The sequence below is a fragment of the Rhizobium sp. BK181 genome, assembly GCF_014193305.1.
In the GTDB taxonomy this organism is placed as follows: Bacteria; Pseudomonadota; Alphaproteobacteria; order Rhizobiales; family Rhizobiaceae; genus Rhizobium.
In genome coordinates, this window is sequence record NZ_JACHZA010000001.1 from 1,374,476 (window position 1) to 1,399,344 (window position 24,869).

The 24,869-nt window shown below is 60.9% G+C and carries 26 protein-coding genes and 1 tRNA gene; 10 read left to right on the forward strand and 17 right to left on the reverse strand.

Annotated features, from left to right (window positions below; genetic code table 11):
- Window positions 1–12 precede the first annotated feature (12 nt).
- Together FHT77_RS06910 and FHT77_RS06915 are read left to right on the forward strand one after the other, a co-directional pair.
- Entirely contained in the window at window positions 13–996 is a 984-nt protein-coding gene (locus FHT77_RS06910; RefSeq protein WP_183753665.1) for a type II secretion system F family protein, read from the forward strand.
- A gap of 76 nt (window positions 997–1,072) precedes the next feature.
- Window positions 1,073–1,705, forward strand: a complete 633-nt coding sequence (locus FHT77_RS06915; protein WP_183753667.1) for a LysE family translocator — start codon at window positions 1,073–1,075, stop codon at window positions 1,703–1,705.
- Between the two features lie 2 nt (window positions 1,706–1,707).
- On the opposite strand, the gene FHT77_RS06920 is transcribed toward FHT77_RS06915, so the two are convergent.
- Window positions 1,708–2,535, reverse strand: a complete 828-nt coding sequence (locus FHT77_RS06920) for a tetratricopeptide repeat protein (protein WP_183753669.1) — start codon at window positions 2,533–2,535, stop codon at window positions 1,708–1,710.
- A gap of 142 nt (window positions 2,536–2,677) precedes the next feature.
- Between FHT77_RS06920 and FHT77_RS06925 the strand changes: the two genes are divergently transcribed.
- The 3 genes from FHT77_RS06925 (at window position 2,678) to FHT77_RS06935 (ending at window position 5,402) form a co-directional block, all read left to right on the forward strand.
- Window positions 2,678–4,066 carry a leucyl aminopeptidase family protein gene (locus tag FHT77_RS06925; protein WP_114710675.1) on the forward strand — a complete coding sequence of 463 codons (1,389 nt, stop codon included), beginning with the start codon at window positions 2,678–2,680 and terminating at the stop codon, window positions 4,064–4,066.
- Window positions 4,067–4,183: 117 nt separating this feature from the next.
- Window positions 4,184–4,534, forward strand: a complete 351-nt coding sequence (locus FHT77_RS06930; protein WP_114710673.1) for a MarR family transcriptional regulator — start codon at window positions 4,184–4,186, stop codon at window positions 4,532–4,534.
- A gap of 10 nt (window positions 4,535–4,544) precedes the next feature.
- Complete coding sequence (locus tag FHT77_RS06935; protein WP_183753671.1) at window positions 4,545–5,402, forward strand: NlpC/P60 family protein; 858 nt, start codon at window positions 4,545–4,547, stop codon at window positions 5,400–5,402.
- Here the strand turns inward: FHT77_RS06935 and FHT77_RS06940 are convergent.
- The 8 genes from FHT77_RS06940 to purU form a co-directional block, all read right to left on the reverse strand.
- Window positions 5,395–6,786 carry an amidase gene (locus FHT77_RS06940; protein ID WP_183753673.1) on the reverse strand — a complete coding sequence of 464 codons (1,392 nt, stop codon included), beginning with the start codon at window positions 6,784–6,786 and terminating at the stop codon, window positions 5,395–5,397. The genes FHT77_RS06935 and FHT77_RS06940 overlap by 8 nt on opposite strands.
- Before the next feature lie 33 nt (window positions 6,787–6,819).
- The gene (locus FHT77_RS06945) at window positions 6,820–7,683 is read right to left on the reverse strand and encodes an ABC transporter permease (protein WP_183753674.1); all 864 of its coding nucleotides are present in this window, start codon (window positions 7,681–7,683) and stop codon (window positions 6,820–6,822) included.
- A gap of 1 nt (window position 7,684) precedes the next feature.
- Window positions 7,685–8,632: an ABC transporter permease gene (locus FHT77_RS06950; protein WP_183753676.1), complete on the reverse strand. Its 948-nt coding sequence runs from the start codon at window positions 8,630–8,632 to the stop codon at window positions 7,685–7,687.
- A gap of 47 nt (window positions 8,633–8,679) precedes the next feature.
- Window positions 8,680–10,209, reverse strand: coding sequence for an ABC transporter substrate-binding protein (locus FHT77_RS06955; protein WP_183753678.1), 1,530 nt, complete (start codon window positions 10,207–10,209; stop codon window positions 8,680–8,682).
- A 114-nt stretch (window positions 10,210–10,323) separates the two neighbouring features.
- Entirely contained in the window at window positions 10,324–11,331 is a 1,008-nt protein-coding gene (locus FHT77_RS06960; RefSeq protein WP_183753680.1) for a P1 family peptidase, read from the reverse strand.
- Between the two features lie 120 nt (window positions 11,332–11,451).
- Complete coding sequence (locus FHT77_RS06965) at window positions 11,452–11,646, reverse strand: hypothetical protein (protein ID WP_016552281.1); 195 nt, start codon at window positions 11,644–11,646, stop codon at window positions 11,452–11,454.
- Between the two features lie 516 nt (window positions 11,647–12,162).
- Window positions 12,163–15,090, reverse strand: coding sequence for an aminotransferase (locus FHT77_RS06970; protein ID WP_183753681.1), 2,928 nt, complete (start codon window positions 15,088–15,090; stop codon window positions 12,163–12,165).
- 108 nt (window positions 15,091–15,198) lie between these two features.
- A complete protein-coding gene (purU, locus tag FHT77_RS06975) occupies window positions 15,199–16,083 on the reverse strand; it encodes a formyltetrahydrofolate deformylase (protein WP_183753683.1) in 885 nt (294 codons plus the stop codon).
- Window positions 16,084–16,421: 338 nt separating this feature from the next.
- Here purU and FHT77_RS06980 point away from each other — a divergent pair, with 338 nt between their 5' ends.
- Complete coding sequence (locus FHT77_RS06980; RefSeq protein WP_183753924.1) at window positions 16,422–16,754, forward strand: hypothetical protein; 333 nt, start codon at window positions 16,422–16,424, stop codon at window positions 16,752–16,754.
- Window positions 16,755–16,756: 2 nt separating this feature from the next.
- Here the strand turns inward: FHT77_RS06980 and FHT77_RS06985 are convergent, their stop codons facing one another.
- The 5 genes from FHT77_RS06985 to FHT77_RS07005 all read right to left on the reverse strand — a co-directional run bounded on the left by FHT77_RS06985 (window position 16,757) and on the right by FHT77_RS07005 (window position 19,548).
- A complete protein-coding gene (locus tag FHT77_RS06985) occupies window positions 16,757–17,242 on the reverse strand; it encodes a DoxX family protein (RefSeq protein WP_183753685.1) in 486 nt (161 codons plus the stop codon).
- 21 nt (window positions 17,243–17,263) lie between these two features.
- Entirely contained in the window at window positions 17,264–18,019 is a 756-nt protein-coding gene (locus tag FHT77_RS06990; protein ID WP_183753687.1) for a DUF2063 domain-containing protein, read from the reverse strand.
- A 9-nt stretch (window positions 18,020–18,028) separates the two neighbouring features.
- Window positions 18,029–18,883, reverse strand: coding sequence for a DUF692 domain-containing protein (locus FHT77_RS06995; RefSeq protein ID WP_183753689.1), 855 nt, complete (start codon window positions 18,881–18,883; stop codon window positions 18,029–18,031).
- 69 nt (window positions 18,884–18,952) lie between these two features.
- A complete protein-coding gene (locus FHT77_RS07000; RefSeq protein ID WP_183753691.1) occupies window positions 18,953–19,237 on the reverse strand; it encodes a DUF2282 domain-containing protein in 285 nt (94 codons plus the stop codon).
- Window positions 19,238–19,278: 41 nt separating this feature from the next.
- Window positions 19,279–19,548 (reverse strand): DUF2282 domain-containing protein, encoded by a 270-nt coding sequence (locus FHT77_RS07005; RefSeq protein ID WP_183753693.1) that lies wholly within the window; start codon window positions 19,546–19,548, stop codon window positions 19,279–19,281.
- A 228-nt stretch (window positions 19,549–19,776) separates the two neighbouring features.
- On the opposite strand from FHT77_RS07005, the gene FHT77_RS07010 reads away from it, so the two are divergent.
- Both FHT77_RS07010 and FHT77_RS07015 read left to right on the forward strand, forming a co-directional pair.
- Entirely contained in the window at window positions 19,777–20,343 is a 567-nt protein-coding gene (locus FHT77_RS07010; RefSeq protein WP_183753695.1) for a sigma-70 family RNA polymerase sigma factor, read from the forward strand.
- Window positions 20,330–20,965 (forward strand): NrsF family protein, encoded by a 636-nt coding sequence (locus FHT77_RS07015; protein WP_183753697.1) that lies wholly within the window; start codon window positions 20,330–20,332, stop codon window positions 20,963–20,965. The genes FHT77_RS07010 and FHT77_RS07015 overlap by 14 nt, the downstream gene beginning before the upstream one ends.
- 64 nt (window positions 20,966–21,029) lie before the next feature.
- Here the strand turns inward: FHT77_RS07015 and FHT77_RS07020 are convergent.
- Window positions 21,030–21,116, reverse strand: a tRNA-Leu gene (locus tag FHT77_RS07020).
- Window positions 21,117–21,291: 175 nt separating this feature from the next.
- Between FHT77_RS07020 and FHT77_RS07025 the strand changes: the two genes are divergently transcribed.
- Window positions 21,292–21,723, forward strand: a complete 432-nt coding sequence (locus FHT77_RS07025) for a BA14K family protein (RefSeq protein WP_183753699.1) — start codon at window positions 21,292–21,294, stop codon at window positions 21,721–21,723.
- A gap of 26 nt (window positions 21,724–21,749) precedes the next feature.
- On the opposite strand, the gene FHT77_RS07030 is transcribed toward FHT77_RS07025, so the two are convergent.
- Window positions 21,750–22,046, reverse strand: a complete 297-nt coding sequence (locus FHT77_RS07030; RefSeq protein ID WP_037115172.1) for a SelT/SelW/SelH family protein — start codon at window positions 22,044–22,046, stop codon at window positions 21,750–21,752.
- Between the two features lie 118 nt (window positions 22,047–22,164).
- Between FHT77_RS07030 and FHT77_RS07035 the strand changes: the two genes are divergently transcribed.
- Window positions 22,165–22,905, forward strand: a complete 741-nt coding sequence (locus tag FHT77_RS07035; protein WP_183753701.1) for a type 1 glutamine amidotransferase — start codon at window positions 22,165–22,167, stop codon at window positions 22,903–22,905.
- A 28-nt stretch (window positions 22,906–22,933) separates the two neighbouring features.
- Here FHT77_RS07035 and FHT77_RS07040 read toward each other — a convergent pair whose 3' ends face one another.
- The gene (locus tag FHT77_RS07040; protein WP_183753703.1) at window positions 22,934–24,847 is read right to left on the reverse strand and encodes a glycoside hydrolase family 127 protein; all 1,914 of its coding nucleotides are present in this window, start codon (window positions 24,845–24,847) and stop codon (window positions 22,934–22,936) included.
- Window positions 24,848–24,869: the final 22 nt, after the last annotated feature.

Below are 24,869 nucleotides of genomic sequence, written 5' to 3' on the forward strand. Positions count from 1 at the left end.
TGGAGACGGGCGATGTCATCTGATCTCGCGACCACACTGACTGACCCTTCCATGTTGATCGCAGTGCTGGTGGCGATCGCAGTGTTCGCCAGCCTGTACACGATTGCTGTTCCGTTTTTCGAGCGCGGTGACCTCAGCAAGCGCATGAAGGCCGTGTCGACCGAGCGCGAGCAGATCCGCGCCCGCGAACGCGCGCGCATGAATGCCGATTCGTCGGGAAAGGCCACGCTTCGCAACCAGAACAACCATTCGGTTCGGCAGATTGTGGAGAGGTTCAACCTCCGCGAGGCGCTAGTCGACGAAAACACTATGAACAAGCTGCGCGCGGCCGGTTACCGCTCGGAAAATGCGCTGAACATGTTCCTTGTGGCGCGCTTTCTGCTGCCGTTCCTGTTCTTCGGCCTCGCAATCTTCTGGGTGTTCGGTCTCAACAATCTCGCCGACAAGCCAACGATGATGCGTTTCCTGGTGACGTTGGGGGTCGCCTATGCGGGCTTCTATGCCCCGAACATCTTCATATCCAATCGGATGGGGAAGCGTCAGCATTCGATCAAGCGCGCGTGGCCGGACGCGCTCGACCTGATGCTGATCTGCGTCGAGTCGGGTATTTCGATCGAGGCAGCCATGCGTCGTGTATCGGAAGAACTCGGCGAAGCCTCGCCACCGCTGGCGGAGGAAATGATTCTGACGACGGCCGAGCTTTCCTTCCTTCCCGATCGGCGTGTCGCGCTTGAGAATCTCGGCCTGCGCACGCAGATTCCGTTGGTGCAGTCGGTCACCCAGGCCCTCATCCAGGCGGATCGCTATGGCACGCCGATTTCACAGGCACTGCGCGTCCTTGCGCAGGAGGGTCGCGACGAACGCATGAACGAGGCCGAGAAAAAGGCCGCAGCTTTGCCGCCGAAGCTGACCGTGCCGATGATCCTGTTCTTCCTGCCGGTTCTCGTCGCCGTCATCCTCGGGCCCGCCGGTATCAAGGTGGCGGACAGTTTCTAAGTTTTCGAGACTGGCCATCCCGCGGCGTTGAGCTTAGGTTCAGCGGCATCTCTCCGTGAGCGAGCAGGAGCGAGCGATGTCGTCCGCAAGCATCTTTTTGAGCATCATCGCAGCCCTATCCATCGGGGCGATGAGCCCCGGCCCGAGTTTTGTCCTCGTTTCACGGATTGCGATGTCGCGTTCACGTCTGGACGGACTTGCGGCCGCGCTTGGCATGGGAATTGGCGGCGTTGCCTTCAGTGTCTTGGCGCTGGCCGGGTTGACGGCGCTGCTTGCACAATTCGAATGGCTCTATCTGGCCCTGAAGGTGGCTGGCGGCGCCTATCTGGTCTACATCGCCGTTAGAATCTGGCGTGGCGCACGCGAGCCGATCCATATCGGCGATGCGGGAAGCGACAACTGGGCGCTGGCTCGAAGCTTCGCCACAGCCCTCCTGACCCAACTCAGCAACCCCAAGGCGATCGTCGTCTATGCAAGCATCTTTGCTGCCTTGCTACCGAAGACCGTTCCGCTCGGGTTGATTTTCGCATTGCCAGTTGGCGTTTTTGCCGTCGAAGCAGGCTGGTATGCGATCGTGGCGCTCGCATTCTCGGCAATGCATCCGAGGCGGCTATATCTGGCGGCCAAAACATGGATCGATCGCCTTGCCGGTACGGTCATGGCCGGGCTTGGCGTGCAGCTCGTAACCTCGGGACTTGCCGGTCGCTGACGTCAGTTGGTGCTCGTGGCTGAACTGCTATTGTCCTTGGCGGCAAGCTTTTGCCAGGAATTCTGCTGCGACAGCATCGAGCGCAGATAGGCGACATTGGCGTCTGCCTGTTCTTGCGAAAGCTCTCCGCGCGCAATCTTTTCCGCCTCGGGGAAGCGGCCCTGGAGGCCGACGACGAGCGCCAGGTTCTGGCGGACCCTGCTATCAGCAGTAGGCTGCCCCGCGGCCTGGTGCAGATAAGTCTCCGCTGTCCTGAGGTCGCCGGTCAGCACATAGGACATGCCGAGGTTGGACAAGATCGATGCCTCGCCGGGTTGGATATCGAGGGCTTCGCGATAGCGCTGACGTGCTTCGGTGGGGCGGCCGAGCTGATCGAGGATCGCGCCTTCCGCCGATGTCAGCTTCCAGTCCGGACGGTCCGGGGTCTGCGCGCGGCCAATCGTATCAAGCGCCTGCTGCAATTGACCGGCCGCAGCCTGAGCCTTTCCATAAGCCGCCAGCACGGTACGATCGGTAGGGTTGGAAATGGCAACCTGTTGCATGACAGCAAGGGCCTGGACGTCGCGGCCTTGCATGCGCAGGAGGTTCGCATAGTTCACACCGTTGACGGCATCGCGCGGGTTCTTTTCATAGGCCTGCCCGACGCGCTCGGTCGAGCCGCGCAGCTCGGCTTCGTTCATCGCTTCTACCGGCTTGGTGAGTGTCGGTATCGATCCCGTCGTCATCCGGTCCTTGGTCGTCGTGCAGCCGGCCAGCGCCAGCACGACGAGCGCGGTCGCGACGCCCTGAAAAATCCGAGTTTTGAGAAAACTATTGGCCGAAGCAGGCATCGTGCGTCCCTGAGATCCGAAATCGGCGTCTGACCTCAAAACGGAACAGGGAAAGGTTTTGACGCAATCTTCACTCCAGCAATAGTCTGTTAACCCTAACAGACCGTTAAGATGCGATTCCCGGACGCCCCTAAGGATACACATGGCCCCCTATCAGTTCATCGAGAGACCGACCCCGTTCAACACCAAGGGCGGCTCAACCTTGCCGATCTTTGCCGTCACCCCGGCGCACATCGAAACCGGCACGATCGATCCGATCGCACTCGATTGGGCGAAGAAGGCGGGCTACAAGGCCGAGAGTGGCTCGCTGCTGCTCATTCCGACGGAAGACGGTCATCTCGGCGGCGCGCTGTTCGGGCTCGGCACCAATCCCTCCGAGCACCCGTACATCACCGGTAAGCTTGCGCGCACATTGCCGGCCGGCGACTGGCACATCGAAACGGCGCCGCTGACGGCCAACCGCCTGTCGCTCGGCTTCGGCCTCGGCAGCTATCGCTACGACCGCTACAAATCGGAAAAGAACGCGGGCCCCACGCTGATGATCCCGCGGGATGCCGATGGCGCGGACATCAAGCGGCAGCTGGCCGGCGTCTTTTTGGCCCGCGACCTGATCAATACGCCGACCAACGACATGGGGCCGAACGAGCTGGAAGCGGCATTCCGTGGCCTGGCCGCCCACTACAAGGCGGAGATCAACGTCGTCAGCGGTGACGATCTCAGGCAGAACTTCCCGCTGGTCCACACTGTCGGTCGCGCCAGTGCGGATGCGCCGCGCCTGCTCGAAATGCGCTGGGGCAAGAAGGGTCATCGCAAGATCACACTGGTCGGCAAGGGCGTGTGCTTCGATACCGGTGGTCTCGACATCAAGCCGGCATCCTCGATGCTGCTGATGAAGAAGGACATGGGCGGCGCCGCAAACGTCATGGGCCTCGCCCTAATGATCATGGACGCCAAGCTCAAGGTCGATCTCCGCGTCATCATCCCCGTCGTCGAAAATTCGATCTCGTCGAACGCCTTCAGGCCGGGCGACATCTACCGGAGCCGCAAGGGGCTGACCGTCCAGATCGACAACACCGACGCAGAGGGCCGCTTGATCCTCGCAGATGCGCTGGCCTATGCGGACGAGGATGCGCCTGACCTCATGATCGACATGGCGACGCTGACGGGTGCGGCCCGCGTCGCGCTCGGTCCCGACTTGCCACCCTTCTTTACCGATGACGCCGAACTTGCCCAGGACTTGACCGAGGCAAGCCTTGAGACCGACGACCCGCTGTGGCGATTGCCTCTCTATGCCGGCTACGAAAAGGACATCCGCGCGAAATTTGCCGATATCACGAACGCGCCGGCGGGCGGAATGGCCGGTGCGATCACCGCGGCTTTGTTCCTCAAGCGCTTCGTCTCCAACACCACGAGCTGGGCACATTTCGATATCTATGGCTGGGCACCTTCGGAACGCCCCCACTCTCCGGGCGGCGGCGAGGCGCAGGCCATTCGCGCGCTCTATCATCACATCCGGCAGAGCGTGCGCTAGGCGGCGATCGTTAAAATTTTATTCACCGTGACGGGCGGCAAAATCTGCCGCCCCGTTGCGTCGCGCGGTGAGCTGCCGGAAAATGGAACGCGGGCGCAACGAATTTCCGGAGGACCCATGCCGCTCGAACTGACGGCCTCGCAGGCACTGGGCTTGTGGCATGGCGTGACGCTCGATCAGGTCAGGCTCGACAATCGCGATTTGACATTGCGCCAGATGGCGATCCTACTGCATATCTATCTGGTGCCGCCGCCGCATACCGTGCGTGGCCTGGCGGCGACGCTCAATGTGACCAAGCCGGTGATAACCCGCGCGCTAGACACGATGGGCGAGATGGGTCTGGTCGACCGCGTGCGCGACGAACGCGACCGGCGCAACGTGGTGATAAAGCGCACCGTTGGAGGCGCGCTTTATCTGGAAAAGCTTGGCGATCTCGTGCGCGACAAGGGTCGTCGCCTGACGCCATGAAAGGGATAGAATGACGATGCTTGATCGCCGCCTGCATGCCTACCGGCCGGACCTCGCCGAGGCTGGGCTCGAAGGACGAGTGGAAGCCCTGCGCTTCGTTGCCGGCACGCCAGCCCGCATCGCAGTGCCGGTCATCGGATTGAGGCCCGCGCCGGATATCGCAAAGGGAATCGACACCGAACTGCTCTTCGGCGAGGACGTCACCGTGTTCGACCGTGCGGACGGCTGGTGCTGGGTCAAGGCCGCCTCGGACGGCTATGTCGGCTACCTGCCGGAAACAGCCCTTTCGGATCGGTTCGCTGAGCCCACGCACGTCGTCACAGTTCAGCGGACATTTCTCTATCTCGAGGCCGAGCTGCGCAAACCCTACAAAAGCATCCTGTCCATGGGCAGCAGGGTCCGGATCGTCGGGGAGACCGAAACGCGCGGCAACCGCTATGCGATGCTTGAAGACGGGACGGCAATCTTTGCCAAGCACGTGCAACCGATCGGGGCCGGCGACGGTGGGGACTATGTCGACGTCGCGACCCGGTTCCTGGAAACCCCATATCTATGGGGCGGCCGCTCCGGCCTTGGCATCGACTGCTCTGGTCTTGTGCAGCTTTCGATGCTGATGACAGGGCGAAGCGCACAACGCGACACCGACATGCAATCCGCGACCCTCGGCGAACCGATCGACCGGTCCGAACTACGGCGGGGTGATTTCGTTTTTTGGAAGGGTCACGTTGCCGTTCTGGAAGATCCGGAAACGATCATTCATGCCAATGGCCATACGATGACGGTTGCACGCGAAAACTTCGAGGATGCGGTAAAGCGCATCGGCTGGCTGTACGAGCAGCCCACGGGTTATCGCCGCCTTGTCACCTGATCGGCGGCTTCGGCCATGACCTCACCCCGCCTGTCCAAGTCTCGAAAGCCTTCGACAGTCTGAGGACAAGCATATCGTCGAAGCGCGGACCGACAATCTGCAGACCGATCGGCATTCCCGATCGCGAGAAGCCACAGTTGATCGACGAGGCAGGTTGCTCGGACATGTTCCAGGGCACCGTGAAGCAAATGTGCTCGAAGGGGCGCGCCGGATCGTTCGTCGGCGAAGCCCAATCGGCGGGATAGGAGACGATGGGATTGGTCGGCGAAATCACAGCATCGACCTTGGTGAACAGCCTGCCGCAACTCTTGCGCATCTCTATCGTCTGATTGAAGCCCCTGACGGCATCGGCACCGCTGGTCGAGGCGCCGCCCTGCGCCCAGGTGTAGATATAAGGCAAGATCCTGCTCCGCCGCTCTGGGCTCAAGGTCTCGATATCGGCCCAGAAGCGGGAGCGCCAGAAGGTGTCCAACCCGTCCAGCATTTCCCGCGTCAGAACGGGCTCGACCTGAATGACAATCGCGCCCGCATCCTCAAATCTCCGTGCAGCGGCCTCGACCGCCGCGCGCACCTCGTCGTCCACTGCTAGGCCACACCCGGCATCGAGCATCAACCCGATCCTCAGGCCGCGGACGTCGATATCGAGGTCCATCCAATCGAAATCGTTCGGCGGCAGGCTGGTCCCGTCCCGCCAATCCGGGCGCGAAAGCGTTGCCATTGCATAGGCGGCATCTTCGACGGTCCGCGTCATCGGTCCAGCGCAGCGACCGACATACAAGGGATCGACCGGAATGCGGCCGTGGCTCGGCTTGAAGCCGAAGATCCCGGTCCAGCCTGCCGGCAGCCGCACAGAGCCGCCGATGTCTGTGCCGACATGCAGGGGTCCGTAACCGGCAGCGGTCGCTGCGGATGCGCCGGCGCTCGAGCCTCCGGGATTTTGTGAGGTATCCCAGGGATTTCGGCTCAAGCGATGGAAGCTCGAAAGCCCCGAGGAGAGCATCCCGTAATCCGGGCAGGTCGTCTTCGCGAACAGCACCGCGCCGTCTTCGCGCAGCCTTGCAGCCGCAGGAGCATCCTCCGCCGCTGGCACCAAGTCCATGGCCCTGGTCCCGAGCGGCACCGGCTGTCCCTTGGTTGCGATGAGCTCCTTCAGCGTCGCCGGAATACCATCGAGCACGCCAAGCATCGCACCCTTAGTCCAGCGATCGGTGGACGCTTTCGCCTGCTGGCGCGCCGCCTCTGGATCGTAGGCGTAAAGGGCACAAATAGCGGGCTCCCAGGCCTCGATGTGCCGTTCCAATGCCAGCCAGTATTCGAGCGGAGACAGGCTTCGATCAGCAAAGCGCTGTCTCAATTCGCGGATCGTCAAATCGGTTTCGGACATGGCATGTCATCCGGGACTATGTGGTTTCGAAGACTAGCGGCAGTTTGCCTCGCGTGGGTCGAGCATGTCGCGCAGGCCGTCACCCAACATGTTGAAGCCGAACACGCAGAGCGCGATTGCAAGCCCCGGCAGGATTGCAAGCCACGGTGCAAGCGCAAGGTAGGTCTGCGCGTCTGCAAGCATGCGGCCCCATGTCGGTGCAGGCGGCGCGATGCCGAGACCGAGAAAACTGAGACCGGCTTCGGTCAGCACGGCCAAGCCAAGTTGAATCGTTACCTGAACGATGATCTGGCTCATGATGTTCGGCAGCACATGGCGGACCGAGATCGTGAAGCGGCTATTCCCGATGGCACGGGCCGCGAGCACATAGTCCCGGCTCCAGGCCTGCAGGGCTGTTGCCAGCGTGATACGGGCAAAGACGGGAACCATGAAGGTTGCAATGGCGATGATGGCGGTAAGCCGGCCCGGACCGAGAAAGGCGCCCAGCATCATCGCCGAGAGGATCGGCGGCAGCGCGAAGATGACATCGCAGGCCCGCATCAGCAGAGCCTCGAAGGCTCCGCGCGCGGCAGCGGCCGAAATGCCCACGATCGAACCGAGTGTACCCCCAATTGCCACGGCGGTGATGGCGATCGAAAGCGAATTCCAGCAGCCCACCATCATCATCGACAGGACGTCCCGGCCAAAATGGTCAGTGCCGAGAACACCTGATGTCAAGGGCGGCTGCAGCTTGTGAATGATCTGCATCTTCGCTGGCGGCAGCGGCGTCCAGAGCAGCGACAGAAGCGCGACGGCAATGAGCATCGCAACGATGCCGCCGCCGATGACCAAGTTCATTCTCCGGCTAACGTTTGATAGGCGCTGATTGACCGTGTGACTCGATACGAGCGGACCCATATTAGACACCCTCTCGCAAGCGCGGGTCGATCGCAAGATAGGAGAGATCGACGACGAAGTTCATGACGATGACGAGCCCGGCAAAGAACAACACGACATCCTGCATGACGATGATGTCGCGCTGCGATAGCGCCTGATAGGCAAGCCGGCCGAGGCCCGGGAGGTTGAAGACGTTTTCGACAAGAACCGCGCCGGCGACCAGGAAGGTGAACTGCAGGCCGAGGATTGTCAAAACAGGAACGAGCGCGTTCGGCACCGCGTGGCGCCACAGGACCCGACGCTTCGACAGTCCCTTGGCAAGCGCCGTTCGGGTGAAGTCCTCATGCAGGGTTTCCAGAACGGCAGAACGCGTGACGCGCGTCAGGACGGCGGCTTGCGGCAAGGCAAGTGCTATTGCGGGCATCACGAGCGCCTTGAGAGCGGGCCAGATACCGGAACTCCATTCCGGGAAGCCCCCAGCCGGCATCCAGCCAAGCGCAGTGGAAAAAAGCATGATCAGCAACAGCGCCACCCAGAATCCCGGAACCGCGATGCCAAGCTGCGAGAAGATCGAAGCGACGGCGTCCGGCACGCCGCCTCGATGCGCTGCCGCAAGAGCGCCCAAAGGGATGGCGATGGCAATGGAGAGCGCGATTGCGATCAGCGCAAGAGGTAGCGTAACTGCCAACCTCTCGAGGATCAGGCCAGCAACCGGGACACCATAGGTATAGGATTGGCCGAGATTGCCCCGGAATACGCCGGCGAGCCACTCGCCATAGCGCCACAGGAGCGGCTGATCGAGGCCGAGCTCGTGGCGAAGAGTCGCAAGCGTTTCCGGCGAGGCCGACGTTCCGAGCATAATGGAGGCGGGATCGCCCGGCAGTAGGTCCATCACGACGAAGATGAGGAGGGAAACGATAGCAAGCGTGACGATCAGACCAGCGAGTCGACGTGACAAAAGCGTTATCATGTCAGGTCCGGTTCTGTTCGCCGCCTCGCCATGTCATTCATCCGCAATCAGTCTTCCCAAGAGACGTTGGCGAGAACATTGGAGGGAATGGGCTCGTTCTCCCAGAGGCCCTTCAGCTTCTTGTCCCAGACGCCGAGCTTGGGCATGACGAAGAGATAGAGCGCCGGCACATCATCGGCCAGAATCTTCTGAGCTTCACCATAGACCTTCGCTTGTGCAGCGGGATCCGAGGTCTCCTGCACCTTCTTCATCAAATCGTTGAAAGCCGGATTCTTGTAATTGAAGTAGTACGGATCACGGGCGTAGATGTCGATGTCGAGCGGTTCGGCGTGGGCGACGATGGTCATCTCATAGGCGCGATCCTTCATGACATCCTGCACCCACTTGGCCGGGAATTCGGTCGGCTCGATGTTCATTGTCACGCCGACTTCGGCGAGCATCGCCTGCATGACCTCAGCACTTCGCGGCGCATAGGCCATTTGCGGCGACTTGATCGTGAATGTGAAACCATTGGGATAGCCGGCTTCGGCAAGCAAAGCCTTGGCCTTCTCGGGGTCGTAGGGCAGGACGCCGGTAAGATCGACGTAGCCCGGGTCGTTCGGCGTATAGTGGCTGCCGATCGGTGTGCCGAGTCCTGACCAAGCCCCGTCGACGACAGTCTTCCGATCGATTGCCATCATCAGCGCCTGGCGCACGCGCTTGTCGTCGAAGGGCTTCCTGGCGTTGTTCATGCCAGCCACGACCTTCAGCTCGGTGTTGCCGATCTTGGTCGCAAGCCTCGCATCGCCGTCAAACGAACTCATCAGCTCCGGCGCCGCGAACTCCGGAATGGCATCGACATCGCCCGCCTTCAACGCCGCAGCCTGGGCTTGCGGATCGGCGATGAAGCGGAAGGTCACCTTGTCGAGCTTTACCGCGACGTCCTTGTTCCAATAATCGGCGTTCTTCTCGAGTTCGACCTTGTCGCCCTTTGCCCAGTTCACGAACTTGAACGGGCCGGTCCCGACGGGCGTCGTCTTGTCCGCTGCGGCAGACTTCGGGCCGACCATCACCGAGGCTGGCCAACCCAGCCAATAGAGGAGACTACCTGTAGGCGCGGAGAGATGCAGGACGAGCGTTTCCGGGTCGGGTGTCTCGATGGATGCGATCGAGGCGAAGAAGCGTTTCTGCGGATTTACCGAGTCAGCGCCGCGAGCGCGATCCAGCGCAAATTTTGCTGCTGCCGAATCGAAAGCCTCGCCGTCGTGGAATTTGACTCCACTCTGAAGCTTGAACGTATAGCTGAGACCATCGGACGAAATCTCCCAGCTCTTGGCGAGCTGGGGCTTGATCTTGCCGGACTCGTCAATTGCCACCAGGCCTTCAAAAACGTTCTGCCAAGTGACCTGCCCGATCGCGACAGGCGCTGCGATCGTCGGGTCGAGACCAGTCGGTTCGACAGTCATACCGAGGGTCAGATTGGTCTTGGCGGCCTCCGCCGGGGTAAGCCCCAGCGCAACCAGACCGGCCGACACGGCCGCGCCAAAATAAAGTCGCCTAACCAGCTGCGCCGACGGCACGAGCGAAACCTTCTTCATTCTGTTCCCTTGTCTGGCCACCGCGATGGCGATGGCCTTTTGCTGCTAAGGTGTCATTGTCGGAGTGCACACACAATGGCGAGCATGTGTTCTCGGCATAGCCTACTCTTTAGGCTATCTCGCGCGATCGGGGTAGCGATCTCGCCAAGCCTGCTGCGCGCCGGCAACCGGAAGTGCGGTGGCCTCGTAGACGCCACGCGCGATGGCGCGCGCCATCACGATCGTGGCGAGATGGCAGAGTTCCAGAAAGGCGGGAAGGTCCGGCCGTGGTTTTTTGCCCGTGGAAGCAGCAAAGACAGTGTCGCCATCAAGCGGCAAGTGAGCCGGCAGCAGAGCGCGCGCAAAGCCGTCATGCGCCATGATCGCCAAGCGGTGTGCCTCTTGCTTGCTCAATTCGGCATCAGTGACAATAGCGCCGATTGTTGTTGCCGTGATACTCACGCCCTTCAGTCGCATGCGGGTGTCGGCTTCAGAGATCGGTGACGGCAATCCGAGGCCGCCAAATTCCCCGTTCAGTTCGAACGGCGCCGCCCAGAAGTGTGGCCCCTCGCCCACCGTCGCCGAGCCGAGTGCGTTGACGGCGACGATCGCTGCGATCTTTAGTCCGGTGCCGGTCTCCGCGCTGGCCGAACCGAGCCCCCCTTTGAAGGTCGCGGTCGTCGCTCCCGCGCCCGCACCGACAGTCCCGAGTGCAAAGTGCGCTTTCGCCGCCGCCTTGAAGGCTTGGTAGCCCATGTCGCGATAGGGGGACTGCAGACCCCAGTCTTTATCGCCGCCGTTCAGCAGATCCATGAGAATCGCCTGGGGAACGATTGGCACCTTCACATCGCCGACCGGAAAGCCGCGACCGGCTTCGCGGAGCCCAGCCTGTACACCGCCTCCCGCATCCAGCCCAAAGGCCGAGCCGCCGGAAAGCACGAAGGCATCCACCGCGCCGACCGTCATCGAGGGATCGAGAAGGCTTGTGTCACGACCGCCGGGGGCGCCGCCCAATACCACGCCGGATGCAGTGGCCGGTTCGTCGAACACGATGGCGGTCACGCCCGAGCCGAGCTTCAGGTCAGTCGCGTGCCCGACGGAAACGCCTTCAATGTCGGTGATCAGATTGAGCAAGCGCGCCATCCTCGTTTGAACAGGAGCGCGCGATAGGACCGCAATGGCGGTCAAAACACAAGACCGGCTCACCTTTGGGCAAGACCGGTCTCAAATCTGTCAGGGGTGGTTCGCCCGTGTCTCATGCGCTCAGGCATGGATGGGCTTCGGGTCACGGCGGGTCATCAGATCATGGATCGCAAGCTTCACCTCCGCCGGCGAGCTGAAATGCTGCTCGTCCAGGTCGTGAACATGGTACTTCACTGCGATGAACTTCAACCGGTTCTCATCCGGGATGACGATCCCGACGGGAACGCCGGCGTATTCGATTACTTCTTTTTTCATGCGTAGAACTCCTGCCGCGCGGTATGCGCTGGCGATGGCGAATTGACTTGTCTGATTCCGTTAGAGGTGGACGAAGGTCACATTCGACAGTTCGGGCGGGAGAGGGCGCCCGGACGGTCATTGCCAAGCACAAATCGCCCAAGGAAATCGGCGAGAGTATTGATGTCAGTCATGTCTCGTTCCTTTCGTTGGCGTTGCGCTTGCTTGAGGCCCCGTTGGTGGGACCCGGCGATGACTGCGCTATAATCTATCTATTCTGTAGACTATATCTCGCAGTCTGTCAGAAACATATTCCGAAACATGTCAAAAAATCGACCATTCGGAAAATTTCATTCCATCATACTCGAATTGACTGCAAGAACCCTATCAAGTCTTTGTGCAATTCGCGTGACAGCCTGACGCTCTCTTTCGATCACGGAGCAGACATAGGAAGCATCACTGATTCCGGCAATGGGCGTTTGGTTAAAAAGCCGTAAGCCTTGAAATGACCGAAATGGTTAACGGGGCGACCGCCCTTTACCAGCCTTCCGAAAGCACCTTTTTCAGCATGTCGACGAAGAAATCTGCGCTTTCTGGCGTCAGGCAAAGCGGTGGCTTGATCTTCAACACGTTCAGGTGATCGCCGGTCGGCTGCATCAGGACGCCGAGATCGAGAAGTCGATTGCAGATCGCCGCGGTCTCTTCCGTCGCCGGCTCCAGCGTCGTTCTGTCGCGAACCAGTTCCAATCCAAGATAGAGCCCCATGCCATGCACGGCGCCGACCAGCGGATAGGTTTCGATCAGCGCCACAAGGCGACCCTTGAGGTAGTCGCCGACATCACGTGCGTTCTCCTGCAGCTTTTCGTCGGCCATGATATCCAGCACGGTCATACCGGCGACGCAACTGACCGGACTGCCGCCAGCCGAAGAGAAGAAATAACCTTCCTTCTCCAGCGAACCGGCGATCGCCTTGGTGGTGATGACGGCACCGAGCGGATGCCCGTCCCCCATGCCCTTGGCAATGGTGATGATGTCGGGCACGACACCCTGCTGTTCAAAACCCCAGAAATGATGCCCAAGCCGTCCATACCCCACCTGTATTTCGTCGGCGATGCAGACGCCGCCGCGAGCTCGAACCTGCCCGTAAACCGCGGCGAGGTAACCATCCGGCAGCGATATGCCCCCGGCATTCCCATAGACCGGCTCGGCGATGAAGCCCGCCAACCCCTCACCTTTGGTGTCGATGCCCTCGAGGGCCTCAACGACCGCTTCCAAATACCCGGTGGCTGATTCAGAACCGCGGAACATACCCCGATAGGTATTTGGCGACAGAACGGCATGTACCCAGTCGGGCCGCGTCGTCAGGGCCTGCGGATTATCGGCGATCGACGTGGATACGGCGTCGCTTGCAACCGACCAACCGTGATAGGCCTCGAGCAGGCTGAGCACATGCCTGGACCCCGTATGCGCCCACGCCAGTCGCAACGCGAGATCGTTGGCCTCCGATCCACTGTTGACGAGAAAGACTGCGTCCAGCCCTTCGGGGGCAAGAGAGGCAAGGCGCTCTGAAAATTCCGCGATGGCTGAATAGTGGAAGCGTGAATTGGTGTTCAGCCGCAACCATTGCTCGCTGATCGCCTCGGCCAGGCGCGGGTGGCCGTGACCGAGAATCGTTACGTTGTTGAGCATGTCGAGGTAGGCTCGCCCCTCGACATCGAACATATGCTCCTTCCAACCGCGCTCCATTTGCGGTGGCGCCTCATAGTAGTGCTTCTGCGGCTTTGCAAGATGAGCTTGGCGGAGAGCGAACAATTCCGTGGACGCCGGCTTCGGTGCATCGACGCCGGTTCCCAGAAGTGCTGCCGGCGACGGGCATAATTCCGACCAGGCAGCCGCCTCCCGAGGAGCGCAAAACAGCGGCGGCTCGGTGCCCACAAGAGTGGAGAGCTGTACCCGCAGACCGCCGAGAGATCCGCTTTCGCCGGAGATCGCACCGAGGGGCTGACCTGGTTCCACGTCCGCCTCATCGTCAATCGTGGGCTCCATACCGTCGAGATGAAGGCTGATACCCTCGCCTGCCAGAACGAAATGGTGATTCTTCCAGCTGACCTTCCCGGCGAAGGGGGCGGAAACCGTGGTACCGCCAGCAAGGCAAATGTCGGAATGCAATGTGTAAGTCGCCGGCGGCGTGGCGCTACGAAGCTTGGAACGCGACAACCGGTACTCGCCATAGCGCGTTGCCGACGTACCGGTCTCGGCCGCAGCGCGGGCAAGCAGGCGCCAATCCATGTCGGCTTGCGACCAGTTGCCCGCGGCGAAATGCCGGCTCGAAACGCCGAGATCGACGAAGGAAATTGTCGCCGGATCGATATCAGGAAAGAGTGGACGCCAGCCTTCGGTCGAAAGCACGGCCGTGCTCATACCAACCGCCTTCAGGACAGCAATCTCCATCAGTTCGTAGGGGGCGGAGACCGCCGTATCGAAAATGCGGCGCTCCAACTCGAGATTGCGGCGAACATAGTCGTTCTCGGGGTCGATCGAGATCTGCTGCTCGCCGCTCGCGACGAGAATGACAGCGCGGGCGACGACCAGCGGCCAGAGCGCGCGCAGCTCCTCCTCGGTCAGAGGATAAACCTCGTGATATGCCTTCACCGCCGGAAGAATATAGAGCGGGTCGCCATCCGCCTGATGCAACAGCGAGGCGCAAGTCACCGCGAGATCCCCGATCAGCCAGCCGCGTATGATATCGCCGAAATCGATAACGCCGTCGGGAACCAGACGGCCGTAGCTGTCGCGGTGGCTGACGACGTTGTCGCCGGTCACATCATGGTGCACGGCCTGCAACCGCAGAGACGGCGCCAGCGGCTGGATTCGCCGCACGGCTGATACCATCGTCTTGGCGATGCGATCGCGCGCGGCGCTGTCGGTAATCGCCGACAGCAGCTGGACGGCGACCGGACCGGCGCGGCGCAAGTCCCATTGCAGGCTGCGATCGAGGCCTGGATGCGTGAAATCGGCGAGCGATTGTGCCAGATGGGCGCAAAGCGCCCCAAGTGCCGCAACCGACTCCTTCGGTAGGTGCTTGCGATGCGTCAGCCCCTCGCCCTCGAGATACTCCAGCAACCGAACCTGATAGGTCTGGTCGCGGACGGTAACTGCGACGATGTCCTGTCCATCGGTCGAGGGGATTACATGCGGGACGCGCGGCGCCCCCTCTTTCGAACTGATGTGATGGATGGCCGCATTCTGGGCTTCGAGCTCCAGAGTCTCATAGGCTACATGACAAATCTTCAGGACATAGCGTCGCTCGCCGGTATCCAGGCAATAGTTGCGATCCTGCTGGCTGCCGAGTTCGGTGAGCGTTCCTGAGAGGCCATACCGCGACTGGAGAAGGTCGCCAGCTTCCGCGGCGGTCACGTCTGGGCGTGGCAACGTCGCGCGATAGGCAAGCGTCTCGTCAGTCATGGCATCCCCCGCGGCATGATTCGATTTTGCAGACTAAGCAGATAATCGAATCCTTGCCACCGGCAAACGAGGAGATCGCCGTCGTCGACGGCGAATCCGTCGTGGCTGTCAGCCCATGCGCTCGGAGGCGTAACTGCCCGGGCTTGCAGGGAATACGATGGTGCGGTTGCCGTTCAGGAAGACGCGACGATGGATATGGGCATGAATAGCGCGGGCCAGCACCTGGCTCTCGACGTCGCGCCCGATGGAGACATAATCGTCGGCACTCTGAGCGTGAGTGATGCGGGCCGTATCCTGCTCGATGATCGGACCTTCGTCGAGATCGGCGGTGACATAATGCGCCGTGGCGCCAATCAGCTTCACGCCGCGCTCATAGGCCTGCTTGTATGGGTTGGCGCCCTTGAAGCTCGGCAGGAAGGAGTGATGGATGTTGATGATCCTGCCGGACATCTTGCGGCACATGGCATCGGAAAGAACCTGCATGTAGCGGGCGAGCACGATCAGTTCGGTGCCGGTCTGATCGACGAGATCAAGGAGCTGAGCCTCCGCCTGTGGCTTGTTTTCCTTCGTCACCTTGATGTGGTGGAAGGGGATATCGTGGTTCACCACGACCTTCTGATAGTCGAAATGATTGGAGACCACGCCGACGATCTCAATCGGCAGCGCGCCGATCTTCCAGCGGTAGAGCAGGTCGTTCAAACAATGGCCGAAGCGCGACACCATCAGGAGCACCTTCATGCGGCTGTCGCCGTCATGGATTTCGGTGTCCATGTCGAATTTCTCAGCGACAGGCTTGAACCCTTCCTTGAGCGCCGCAAGCCCGACCCCTTCTTCGGAAATGAAGCTGACGCGGGTGAAGAACTTTCCGGTATCGAGGTCGTCGAATTGCGACGAGTCGATAATGTTGCAGCCTTGATCCGCCAAGTAGTTGGCGATAGCCGCCACGATCCCGCGCGTCGACTTGCACGTCACCGTCAATACATAGCTCGTCATCTGTTCCGTCCTTCTCGCGGCGCCCATCGGCCGGCCTGCTTAGATCAAAGCGAAAGTCACGGATAGAGTACCGCGCTTTCATTCATGCAACTATCTGCTGGGAGAAACTGTCATAGGCTTGCAGGCTCTCTGGCGTCTTCCCGTCGCGATCAACTTACGGCAGACAGCACGAAATTCCGTTCCGCTTGCGCCGTCAAGACGCGTATCCCCGCCGTAGCAGCGCTACGGCCGAACGAGGTCACGTTTTCGAGATGACGGGCGGCAGAATGAGCCCCTCGCTTGATGCACGCGGTGTCCGCGCCTACATCGATGAAGGAAATGAATCTGGATCCGGCAAGATGTCGTTCGCGAGAGCGTTGTTGATCGCCTTGGCAGTCGGCGCAACCTTGGCGCCAGGCTTGAGCTTTGCTGCGGATTGGCGGCGCGCCGGTGAGGCTCCCGTCCAATCGGACTATCCCTTCGTAAACCTGCCCGGCGTCAAGGCCCAACCGGACCCGAAGGACGAGGAGCAATACAATTGCCGGACGGAAACGCGTCCGCTCCGCCGTTCCTATAACAAGATTTTCCGGACCGGCGGACTACCTACGCTGGTCTATGTCTGCGATCGCGACGGCGTCGAAAGCGTCGGCACGCAGGTGCCGTTGCGGGGACACTACCAGCCGATCCGGTGAGCCTATCGCGCGTTGTTGCCAAAATGGCGTGCTATCAGGTGGTCGATCGAGATCCGCCCCGGCCCACCGGCAATGATCACGAGGAAGCACACCGCCCAGGTGCCATGCGTCGGCCAGGCATCGGGATAGACGAACAGTTCGATCACCAAGGTCATGCCGAGCAGGGCAAGAGCGGAAAGGCGACTCGCCAAGCCGATCACCAGCAAGAACGGGAAGAAGTGTTCCGCAAAAGCTGACAGATGAGCGGCAATCCAGGGATCCACGAGCGGCAACTTATATTCGTTCTCGAACAGATAGACCGCATTGTCGGTGACGTGCCAGCCATCGACCTTCGTCTCACCGGACTGCCAGAACACAGCACCGATCGACAGGCGGGAGATCAGGGCGATCACATCATGTGGAATTCGATCGAGCACTCGCAGCCCACTATAGAACTTCTGCGGCAGTGTCGGCCCCTGTGTGCGGGGCATCGTCATTTCGTTGTGCATGGCTGCATCTCCAGAGGTCGGTTAGCGAACGGAACGAAATGCACCCGCGCGCAAGGCGCCGGCGAGGTTCGTCGATAAGTCGAATGCGGAGGCCCTGCCGACAGCCGCCTCGACCGAGCCGCCGAGCGACACGCCGGCTGCCAGTGCCTCCAGAAAGACGGCGCCACCCGGCGGCAGCCGGCAGACCTCGACGTTCAAATGCGCTCGGGTGACCAGGGCATCTTCGGCCTGCCAATCGTCGATCGGTCCGAGCTCGATCTCGCCGGCGTTCATCGCCCAAATGGTCACCACCGGATGTGGTGAGCGCAGGACCGACAGGGATGGGTGCGGTTCGAAAACGAGACCCGCGAGCTTTTCCGGATCAATTGCGGCCAGCACGCTGGGATCCAAAGGGACCGCGTCGGCGGCGTGGTAGGCGCGACTACGCGCCAATTCAATGCGAATGACATCCGGCAGGTAGGCGATTTCCGTCGCTGGCTCGAACGAGGCGACGAACTTGGGAAACTCATCCCCGTAGGATAAAAGTAGCGGCGAACGCGGCGGGTAGTGGTGAATGAACTCAGACGCCATCACGGCAAAGAATTCCGCACCAACGATCTTCTCCGCAACTGGAAAGCGGGAGGCCAGTGCACCGATCAAACCGACGGTAACATTGTTGCGGTAGACGCCAAAGCGACGCTCCGGCGTCGGCCCATTCCATGCAATCAGCCCGGAAGGGACAGGCGCCTCGGGGTTTATCAAGGCAGTAGCAAAATTGGTCTGCGTCGAGAGGCCCATCGTATCCCCCTATGCAGCCAGATCACTGGCCGCGCGGCGCAAGATAGCGTCGGCAGCCTCGGCCTCTGCCCGCAGCACAGGCCAATCCGGCACCTCGTTGTCCCATTCCACAAGGCTTGCGACCGGCCCTGTTCGGGCAATGAGTTCCTTGTAAAGCGCCCAGACAGGATCCTTGACCGCCGTATCGTGCGAATCGATCAGAAGCGGCGCGCCGCGATCGTCGATCGTTTCCGAATGACCGCTCAAATGGATTTCGCGCACGTGACCGATCGGGAAGCGGGCCAAATAGTCGCGAGGATCCATGTGGTGGTTGGTGGAAGCAACGAAGACGTTGTTGACATCAAGGAGCAGGCCACAGCCTGTACTGCGCGCGATTTCACTCAAGAACGCCGTCTCCTCGATCGTGCTCTCCTCGAACAGGAGGTAGGTCGCGGGGTTTTCGAGCAGCATCTGCCGTTTCAGCATGCTCTGCACTTCGTCGATGTGCTCGACAACGCGCGCCAGCGTCGCTTCGGTGTAGGGCAACGGCAACAGGTCGTTCAGAAACACGCTGTCATGCGTCGACCAGGCGAGATGTTCGGAGAAGCTCTCGGGCTCATAGCGGTCGCAGACAACCTTCAGCCGTGCGAGATGCTCCCGGTCGAGCGGCTGCATCGATCCGATCGACAGGCCGACGCCATGGACCGACAGGGCGTAATCTTCCCTCAATCGACTCAACTGGGCGTGCGGTGGACCGCCCGCTCCCATGTAGTTCTCGGCATGCACTTCGAAAAAGCCGATCGGCTGGCGACCGGCATTGATGCTGACGAAGTGCTCCGGCTTGAAGCCAATGCCGGCGCGGCGCGGCAGTTCGGACGGTTTCATGGCTGATCTCCAACTTCTTGGCGGCAGCGACACGATCCCTGGTGCCGCTGCCGGTGGCTGGTCCCCCGATCAGGCCGGAGCTGGACCTTGCATCAGCGAGCCGTGGCCGTTCGGCGTCTTCATCGAAACGCAGGTGCCCGCCGGAACGAGTTTCCAGGAGTTTTGCTGATAGTCGACCTTGGATGTGCCGGCGCAGGTCGTGCCGGGCCCGGCGGCGCAGTCGTTTTGCCCCTTGAGCGCGATGCCATAGCACTTCTCTTTCGAGGTATCGGCGGCAGAAACCTGCACGGTTCCGATCAGGGACAAAGCAGTCGCCACGGAAGCGGCAAAGACGGTTGCTGAAACGTTGGACATGATGATCTCCGGTCCTTGAAACTACTGATGTCGATAAGCAATCAGGCCGGCATCAACGAGCCGTGACCCTTCGGCGTCTTCATCGAGGTGCAGGTGCCGGCGGGGACAAGCTTGAAGGAAGCCTTGTCGTAGCTCACGGTCGACTTGCCGGCACAATCATGCTTGCCGGCGGCGCAGTCGTTCTGGCCTTTCATTGCAACGCCGTAGCATTTTTCCTTGGCATCGGCGGCAGAGGCCGCCGGCGCCGCGATCGTTGCAAGCGCGGAAGCAAGGGAGCCCGCGAGAGCCAGGGTAGCGATGCTGTTTTTCATGGTTCCGTCTCCGTTTAAGGGACAAGCCGTGATTGGCCTGCACTGGGGTCTACGGAAGCATCCGGTGAGTTGTTACATCAGTGGTCGTGATTTTTTGTGCGGCCCCATCTTGCCGCGTCCTCGATTGCGAGAGAAAACGCTTGCGCAGCAAAGCCTTCCGGCCGGATCGAAAAATCGGCTCCGATGTCGGTAACAAAAACGTGTGGCGGTCCGTAGAGGATAATGCGGATGAGGCATTCGACGCGTGAAGAGGAATGGGCAGGGTGGATGCGTGGCGCTCTCAAAGGCGACACGCAGGCCTATCACCGCTTTCTCGCCGCCGTCACGCCGCATCTACGCGCAATGGCCCGCAGGCGGTGTGATCAGCTGGGCGCCCCGGCGAGCGAGGCCGAAGACGTGGTCCAGGAGGTGCTGCTTGCGGTCCACCTGAAGCGCAGCTCCTGGGATCCGTCGCGCCCGATCGGTCCTTGGCTGTCGGCCATCGTGCGCAACAAGCTAATCGACAGCCTCCGCCGGCGCGGACGACATGTGAATGTGCCGGTTGAAGACGTAATAGATACGCTGGAGGCCGAAGAGCAGACGGATGCCATGGATCGGCTTGACGCCAGCCATCTGCTGGCACGGCTGCGCGATCCGCAGCGCGACATCGTCCGTTCGATTTCGCTGGAAGGTGCCGGTGTGCGTGAAACAGCCGAAAGGCTTAAAATGACTGAAGGAGCCGTGCGCGTCGCGCTTCATCGCGCGTTGAAGTCTTTGGCGGCCCTCTATCGGAGTGAAATACGTGAAGACGAATGACCTGATCAACCTGTTGACCGAAGACGCAGCGGTCCGTACGCGGCTAGGGCACGTCCTCGCCCTAGCGCTTGGTGTCGGCGTCGTCGTCTCAGGTGCCATTCTGCTGACAACGATCGGCATCCGTCACAACATGTGGAGTATCTTCGAGACTTCGCGTGTGCTCTTCAAGATCGGTTTCACCGTCGTGCTTGCGGTGACAGCGTGCATCGTCGTGTTCCGCATCGGGCGTCCTGGGGTTTCCGTCAAGGCAAGCGTCGCAGCGCTGCTTCTGCCGCTTGCCCTGCTGATCGTCGCAGTGATCGCGGAGATGCGCGTGATCCCATCGGATGCATGGGAAGCAAAGCTGATTGGCAACAATGCCCCCTTCTGCCTGATGTTCATTCCGCTGCTGTCGCTTGCGCCTTTGGTAGGCTTCATGCTGGCCTTGAGGAACGGCGCACCGCAGCGCCCATCACTGGCGGGAGGCGCTGCCGGTCTTGCGGCGGGTGGGATTGCAGCGGCGCTCTACGCCTGGCATTGCCCCGACGACAGTCCGCTTTTCGTGGCCACTTGGTACACGATCGCGATCGCAGCCGTGACTGCCATCGGCAGCCTGATCGGGCGTCGTTATCTGCGGTGGTAATGTCTTTTCGGAGAGGAAACGGGAAGCCGTGAATATCGGCTTTCCCATTGCATTTCTTAGGGAATGGTGCCCAGAAGAGGACTCGAACCTCCACACCCTTTCGGGTACCAGCACCTGAAGCTGGCGCGTCTACCAATTCCGCCATCTGGGCGACGGAGAGCCATGTACGGGGGTGGCCTCTTGCTGTCAACAGCGTTTTTGAAGTTTTCCTGACAGGCAGCAAAAAAGTCGTTGATGTCGGTGTATGATGGCAGCGGCCCAGTCTGAAGCAACGCGATAGCGATCAGCGCAAGACGCCCTATATGGAAGCAAGAAAGGATGATCCGATGCCTGGCCTCCACAATCTCTGCCTGATCGCGCTCTTCTCCCTGCTGCCCTGCACCGTGCTTGCGATGCCGCTCAGCGGATTTTCGCCATACGTCGGCGAATCAGACGTGATCCGCGTGGGGTCGACCATGTGCGACGCACGCGGCTGTTTTACCTTCGGCCCGGTGCAATCGTTCCGGCCGTCCTATGTACAGCCGAACTTTCGACCGCCAACGGCCACCGGTCCGACCTACTATCGACCGGGCGCACAGGGACGCGGGCCGCTCTACTACAATCCGCCGCCGCCTGTTCGTACCGTGCAGCCGAAGACGCAGGACCGGCAATTCCATGTGGATTGGTGCAGAACTCAGTATCGAACCTATAACCCGAAGACCGATCGCTTCGTAACCTATGAGGGTTTCTACAAGACCTGCAATTCACCTTTTGACTAGCGGCAGAACCGGTTTTCGATCCTGCCTCAGCTTTCCAGCGAGGCCCGATCGACGTGGCCGAGATCGCGGCCAGGTTCGATGATGTCGCGCACGCGCTGCTTTAGCTCCTTAGGACCGGGAAAGCCGCCGTCACGCTTGCGCTCCCAGATCAAATCGCCGTCGACACGTATTTCAAAATTGCCACCGGTGCCGGGAATGAGCGCCACCTCGCCAAGACTGTCAGTGAAAGTCTGGAGCAACTCCTGGGCCATCCAGCCGGCGCGCAGCAGCCAGTTGCATTGGGTGCAATAGAGGATCGTCACGCGGGCTTTCTTGTCGCTCATGTCGGGGCTCCCTTTCGTTCATCCCGATTTAAGAACTGCGTGGGCATGGCGCAATCCATATTGCAATCGCGAAGCGGCTGGTGTTCCTCTCCGTCTCGAGGATCGTAGGGAGATGCTGATGCGGATCGCCGTCGTTGAGAACATGAAGAGCACGCCGCTCGGCTCGCTGGGCCTAGCGCTGGCGGAAGCCAATGCCGAAATCCAGCACTTCTATCCCTGGATCGACGGTACGCTGCCTGCCGATGATGCCGATTATGATGCGCTGGTGGTGCTCGGTGGTGAACAGAACGCTATCGACGACGCGAACTATCCCTACCTTCCGGCGCTTACGCATTTGATGCGCGAGTTTGCCGAGGCCGATAAGGCCGTGCTCGGCATCTGCCTTGGCGCACAGATCCTGGCGCGCGCCTACGGTGCCGAAAATCTGCTGAATGCCAGGCTGGAATTCGGCTGGCACACGGTCAGCAAGTCCGAGGAGGGCCGGATCGACCCGCTGCTTTCCGGGCTTGCAGAGGACTTCACAACGTTCCAGTGGCACAGCGACACCTTCACGCTACCGGCCAGCGCGACCCGTCTTGCCGTCAGTAGGCTAGCGGAGAATCAGGTGTTTCGCGTGGGACGGGCGGCCTATGGCACGCAGTTCCATTTCGAGGCCAGCGCATCCGTCATCGACAGCTGGAAAGTCGAATTTGCGACTTCAATCGAACAGATGGAGCCAGGCTGGCATGAACGCTATGCGGCGCTTGCCGCCGCCCACGCGAGCGAATCCGATGCCAGCGGCCTTGCCATCGGGCGCAACTGGGTCAGCATGATCAGAGCACAGGTGCGGTCACAGCCCGAAGCCGTCGCCGGCAGATAAGCCGGCGACTTATAGTGAACCTGCGGCGCTACTGGGCTGAGCGAATCCAAACGAGCATTTCGCCGGGCGCGCGGTTGTCCCACAGATGATAGGGCACAAAGCGTGCCGTCCCCTTCCCGGTTGCGGGCGGCTTGGTCCGATAGAGTGTCGCACCCCAATCCGACTCATCCTTGGTCACTGGGACATCGAGGGCGATCGCACCACCAAGCTCGGCGATCTCCGCCGTGTTTGCCGCTAGATCCTCGCCAAGCCGGATGCCATTCAGGGCTGCCCCGTTGTCCGTTGCCTCGACGCAATAGACGAGAGGACCGCGCATCAGGGCAGCGCGCCCGGCGTCCTGGCGAACCAGTGGATTTGCCCAAAGAGCGCGCGCTTCCAGCGGAATGTTCAAGTCGATCTTGTCGCCATCGCGCCACTCGCGTTCGATGCGGGCGTAACCATCAACGTCGACTGAGCCGAGTTCGATCGGCTCACCGTTGACGGCGAGCGTTGCGCCATTCGCCCATTCCGGGATACGCAGCGAAACCGCAAAGCGAGCCGGCGTGCTTGTCTTGATGTCGAAATGAACGGCACCGTGCCAGGGGTAGCGGGTCTTCTGCGTCAGTTCGACATCCGAGCCGGCGATTTTGAACCGCGCCTTGCCTTCTCCGTAGAGATGGATGGCAATCTCGTCGTCGGCGACACCATACATATAGGAGCCGATCGAGGCGAGCAGGCGGGCAATGTTCGGCGGGCAGCAGGGGCAATGGTGCCAAATCCAGCGATGGTGCTTGCCGGCGCTTTCCAGCGGATTTTCGTAGAAGAACGTCTTGCCGTCGAGCGAGAGGCCGGCCATCGCGCCGTTGTAGAGTGCCTGCTCCATGATATCGGCATAGCGACGGTTCGGGCCGCGGCCAAGCATGCGGTTTGCCCAGAAGACCAGGCCGACGGAAGCGCAGGTCTCGGCATACGCGCTTTCGTTCGGCAGATCATAGTAATCAGTGAAGCCTTCGTTGGCCGCGGCTGGGCCAATGCCGCCAGTGACATACATCTGCTTGGTCGTCAGGTCGTCCCAAAGGGTCTCGAGAGCGCCAGTCAGACTGTCATCGTTATACTCGGTCGCGATGTCGGCCATTCCAGAATAGAGGTACATGGCGCGAACGGCGTGGCCGACGACCTTCTTCTGCTCGCGAACCGGCTGATGGGCCTGGCTGTATTCATAGGTCTTCTGATGATAGTCCGCTGTGCTGCGACCATCGCGGATCGCCTCTTCGGTGAAGAAGTGCGGCTCCGTTCCGCGCTCATCGACAAAGAACTTGGCAAGGTCCAGGTACTTCTTCTCACCCGTCGCACGGGCGAGCTTGACCAGTGCCAACTCGACCTCCTCGTGGCCGCAATAGCCCGGCATCTTGCCCGGGCCGTGACCGAAGACGGAAATCAGGTAATCGGCAAAGCGGCACATGATATCGAGCAGCTTACGCTTGCCGGTGGCCTGATAATAAGCGACCGCGCCTTCCATCAGGTGACCGGCGCAATAGAGTTCGTGATGGTCGCGCAGGTTGGTCCAGCGGCGGTCGGGCTGAACCCGCTGGAACCAGGCATTCACATAGCCATCCTTATCCTGCAGCTTCTCGTACATATCGACGATGGCATCGACCCGGCCTTCCAAAGCAGGATTGGCGCGGCGATAGAGCGAATAGGCAACCGTCTCGATCGACTTGCCGAGATCGCTATCCCAGAACATCTGCGTCGAACCGCCCCAGGGACCGATCGGGATGACAATACCTGGGCTCGGTTTGGTAACGTCGATTGCCTGCAGCATGCCGGCCTCGACACAGCGATCGAGCAGCGTTTCGGCGGTGCTATTGCAGATCGCATCCTGGCGCTCTCCGAACAGGCCATGCACATCGACATCAGGTACGGGAAGCGGACGAAACTGGCGATCTCTTTTCAACTTGTTCATGGCTTGATCCATCTTTCTTCGG

What these genes read in the sequence shown, in the direction of transcription:
- FHT77_RS06985 (WP_183753685.1), bottom strand. Translation starts at nt 17,242, where the DNA reads ATGCACAACGAAATGACGATGCCCCGCACACAGGGGCCGACACTGCCG.
- FHT77_RS06970 (WP_183753681.1), bottom strand. Translation starts at nt 15,090, where the DNA reads ATGACTGACGAGACGCTTGCCTATCGCGCGACGTTGCCACGCCCAGAC.
- FHT77_RS07035 (WP_183753701.1), top strand. Translation starts at nt 22,165, where the DNA reads ATGCGGATCGCCGTCGTTGAGAACATGAAGAGCACGCCGCTCGGCTCG.
- FHT77_RS07030 (WP_037115172.1), bottom strand. Translation starts at nt 22,046, where the DNA reads ATGAGCGACAAGAAAGCCCGCGTGACGATCCTCTATTGCACCCAATGC.
- FHT77_RS07040 (WP_183753703.1), bottom strand. Translation starts at nt 24,847, where the DNA reads ATGAACAAGTTGAAAAGAGATCGCCAGTTTCGTCCGCTTCCCGTACCT.
- FHT77_RS07005 (WP_183753693.1), bottom strand. Translation starts at nt 19,548, where the DNA reads ATGAAAAACAGCATCGCTACCCTGGCTCTCGCGGGCTCCCTTGCTTCC.
- FHT77_RS06945 (WP_183753674.1), bottom strand. Translation starts at nt 7,683, where the DNA reads ATGGGTCCGCTCGTATCGAGTCACACGGTCAATCAGCGCCTATCAAAC.
- FHT77_RS06935 (WP_183753671.1), top strand. Translation starts at nt 4,545, where the DNA reads ATGACGATGCTTGATCGCCGCCTGCATGCCTACCGGCCGGACCTCGCC.
- FHT77_RS07010 (WP_183753695.1), top strand. Translation starts at nt 19,777, where the DNA reads ATGAGGCATTCGACGCGTGAAGAGGAATGGGCAGGGTGGATGCGTGGC.
- FHT77_RS06980 (WP_183753924.1), top strand. Translation starts at nt 16,422, where the DNA reads ATGTCGTTCGCGAGAGCGTTGTTGATCGCCTTGGCAGTCGGCGCAACC.
- FHT77_RS07025 (WP_183753699.1), top strand. Translation starts at nt 21,292, where the DNA reads ATGCCTGGCCTCCACAATCTCTGCCTGATCGCGCTCTTCTCCCTGCTG.
- purU (WP_183753683.1), bottom strand. Translation starts at nt 16,083, where the DNA reads ATGACGAGCTATGTATTGACGGTGACGTGCAAGTCGACGCGCGGGATC.
- FHT77_RS06910 (WP_183753665.1), top strand. Translation starts at nt 13, where the DNA reads ATGTCATCTGATCTCGCGACCACACTGACTGACCCTTCCATGTTGATC.
- FHT77_RS06965 (WP_016552281.1), bottom strand. Translation starts at nt 11,646, where the DNA reads ATGAAAAAAGAAGTAATCGAATACGCCGGCGTTCCCGTCGGGATCGTC.
- FHT77_RS06955 (WP_183753678.1), bottom strand. Translation starts at nt 10,209, where the DNA reads ATGAAGAAGGTTTCGCTCGTGCCGTCGGCGCAGCTGGTTAGGCGACTT.
- FHT77_RS06990 (WP_183753687.1), bottom strand. Translation starts at nt 18,019, where the DNA reads ATGGGCCTCTCGACGCAGACCAATTTTGCTACTGCCTTGATAAACCCC.
- FHT77_RS06930 (WP_114710673.1), top strand. Translation starts at nt 4,184, where the DNA reads ATGCCGCTCGAACTGACGGCCTCGCAGGCACTGGGCTTGTGGCATGGC.
- FHT77_RS06915 (WP_183753667.1), top strand. Translation starts at nt 1,073, where the DNA reads ATGTCGTCCGCAAGCATCTTTTTGAGCATCATCGCAGCCCTATCCATC.
- FHT77_RS07000 (WP_183753691.1), bottom strand. Translation starts at nt 19,237, where the DNA reads ATGTCCAACGTTTCAGCAACCGTCTTTGCCGCTTCCGTGGCGACTGCT.
- FHT77_RS06920 (WP_183753669.1), bottom strand. Translation starts at nt 2,535, where the DNA reads ATGCCTGCTTCGGCCAATAGTTTTCTCAAAACTCGGATTTTTCAGGGC.
- FHT77_RS06950 (WP_183753676.1), bottom strand. Translation starts at nt 8,632, where the DNA reads ATGATAACGCTTTTGTCACGTCGACTCGCTGGTCTGATCGTCACGCTT.
- FHT77_RS06995 (WP_183753689.1), bottom strand. Translation starts at nt 18,883, where the DNA reads ATGAAACCGTCCGAACTGCCGCGCCGCGCCGGCATTGGCTTCAAGCCG.
- FHT77_RS06940 (WP_183753673.1), bottom strand. Translation starts at nt 6,786, where the DNA reads ATGTCCGAAACCGATTTGACGATCCGCGAATTGAGACAGCGCTTTGCT.
- FHT77_RS06960 (WP_183753680.1), bottom strand. Translation starts at nt 11,331, where the DNA reads ATGGCGCGCTTGCTCAATCTGATCACCGACATTGAAGGCGTTTCCGTC.
- FHT77_RS06925 (WP_114710675.1), top strand. Translation starts at nt 2,678, where the DNA reads ATGGCCCCCTATCAGTTCATCGAGAGACCGACCCCGTTCAACACCAAG.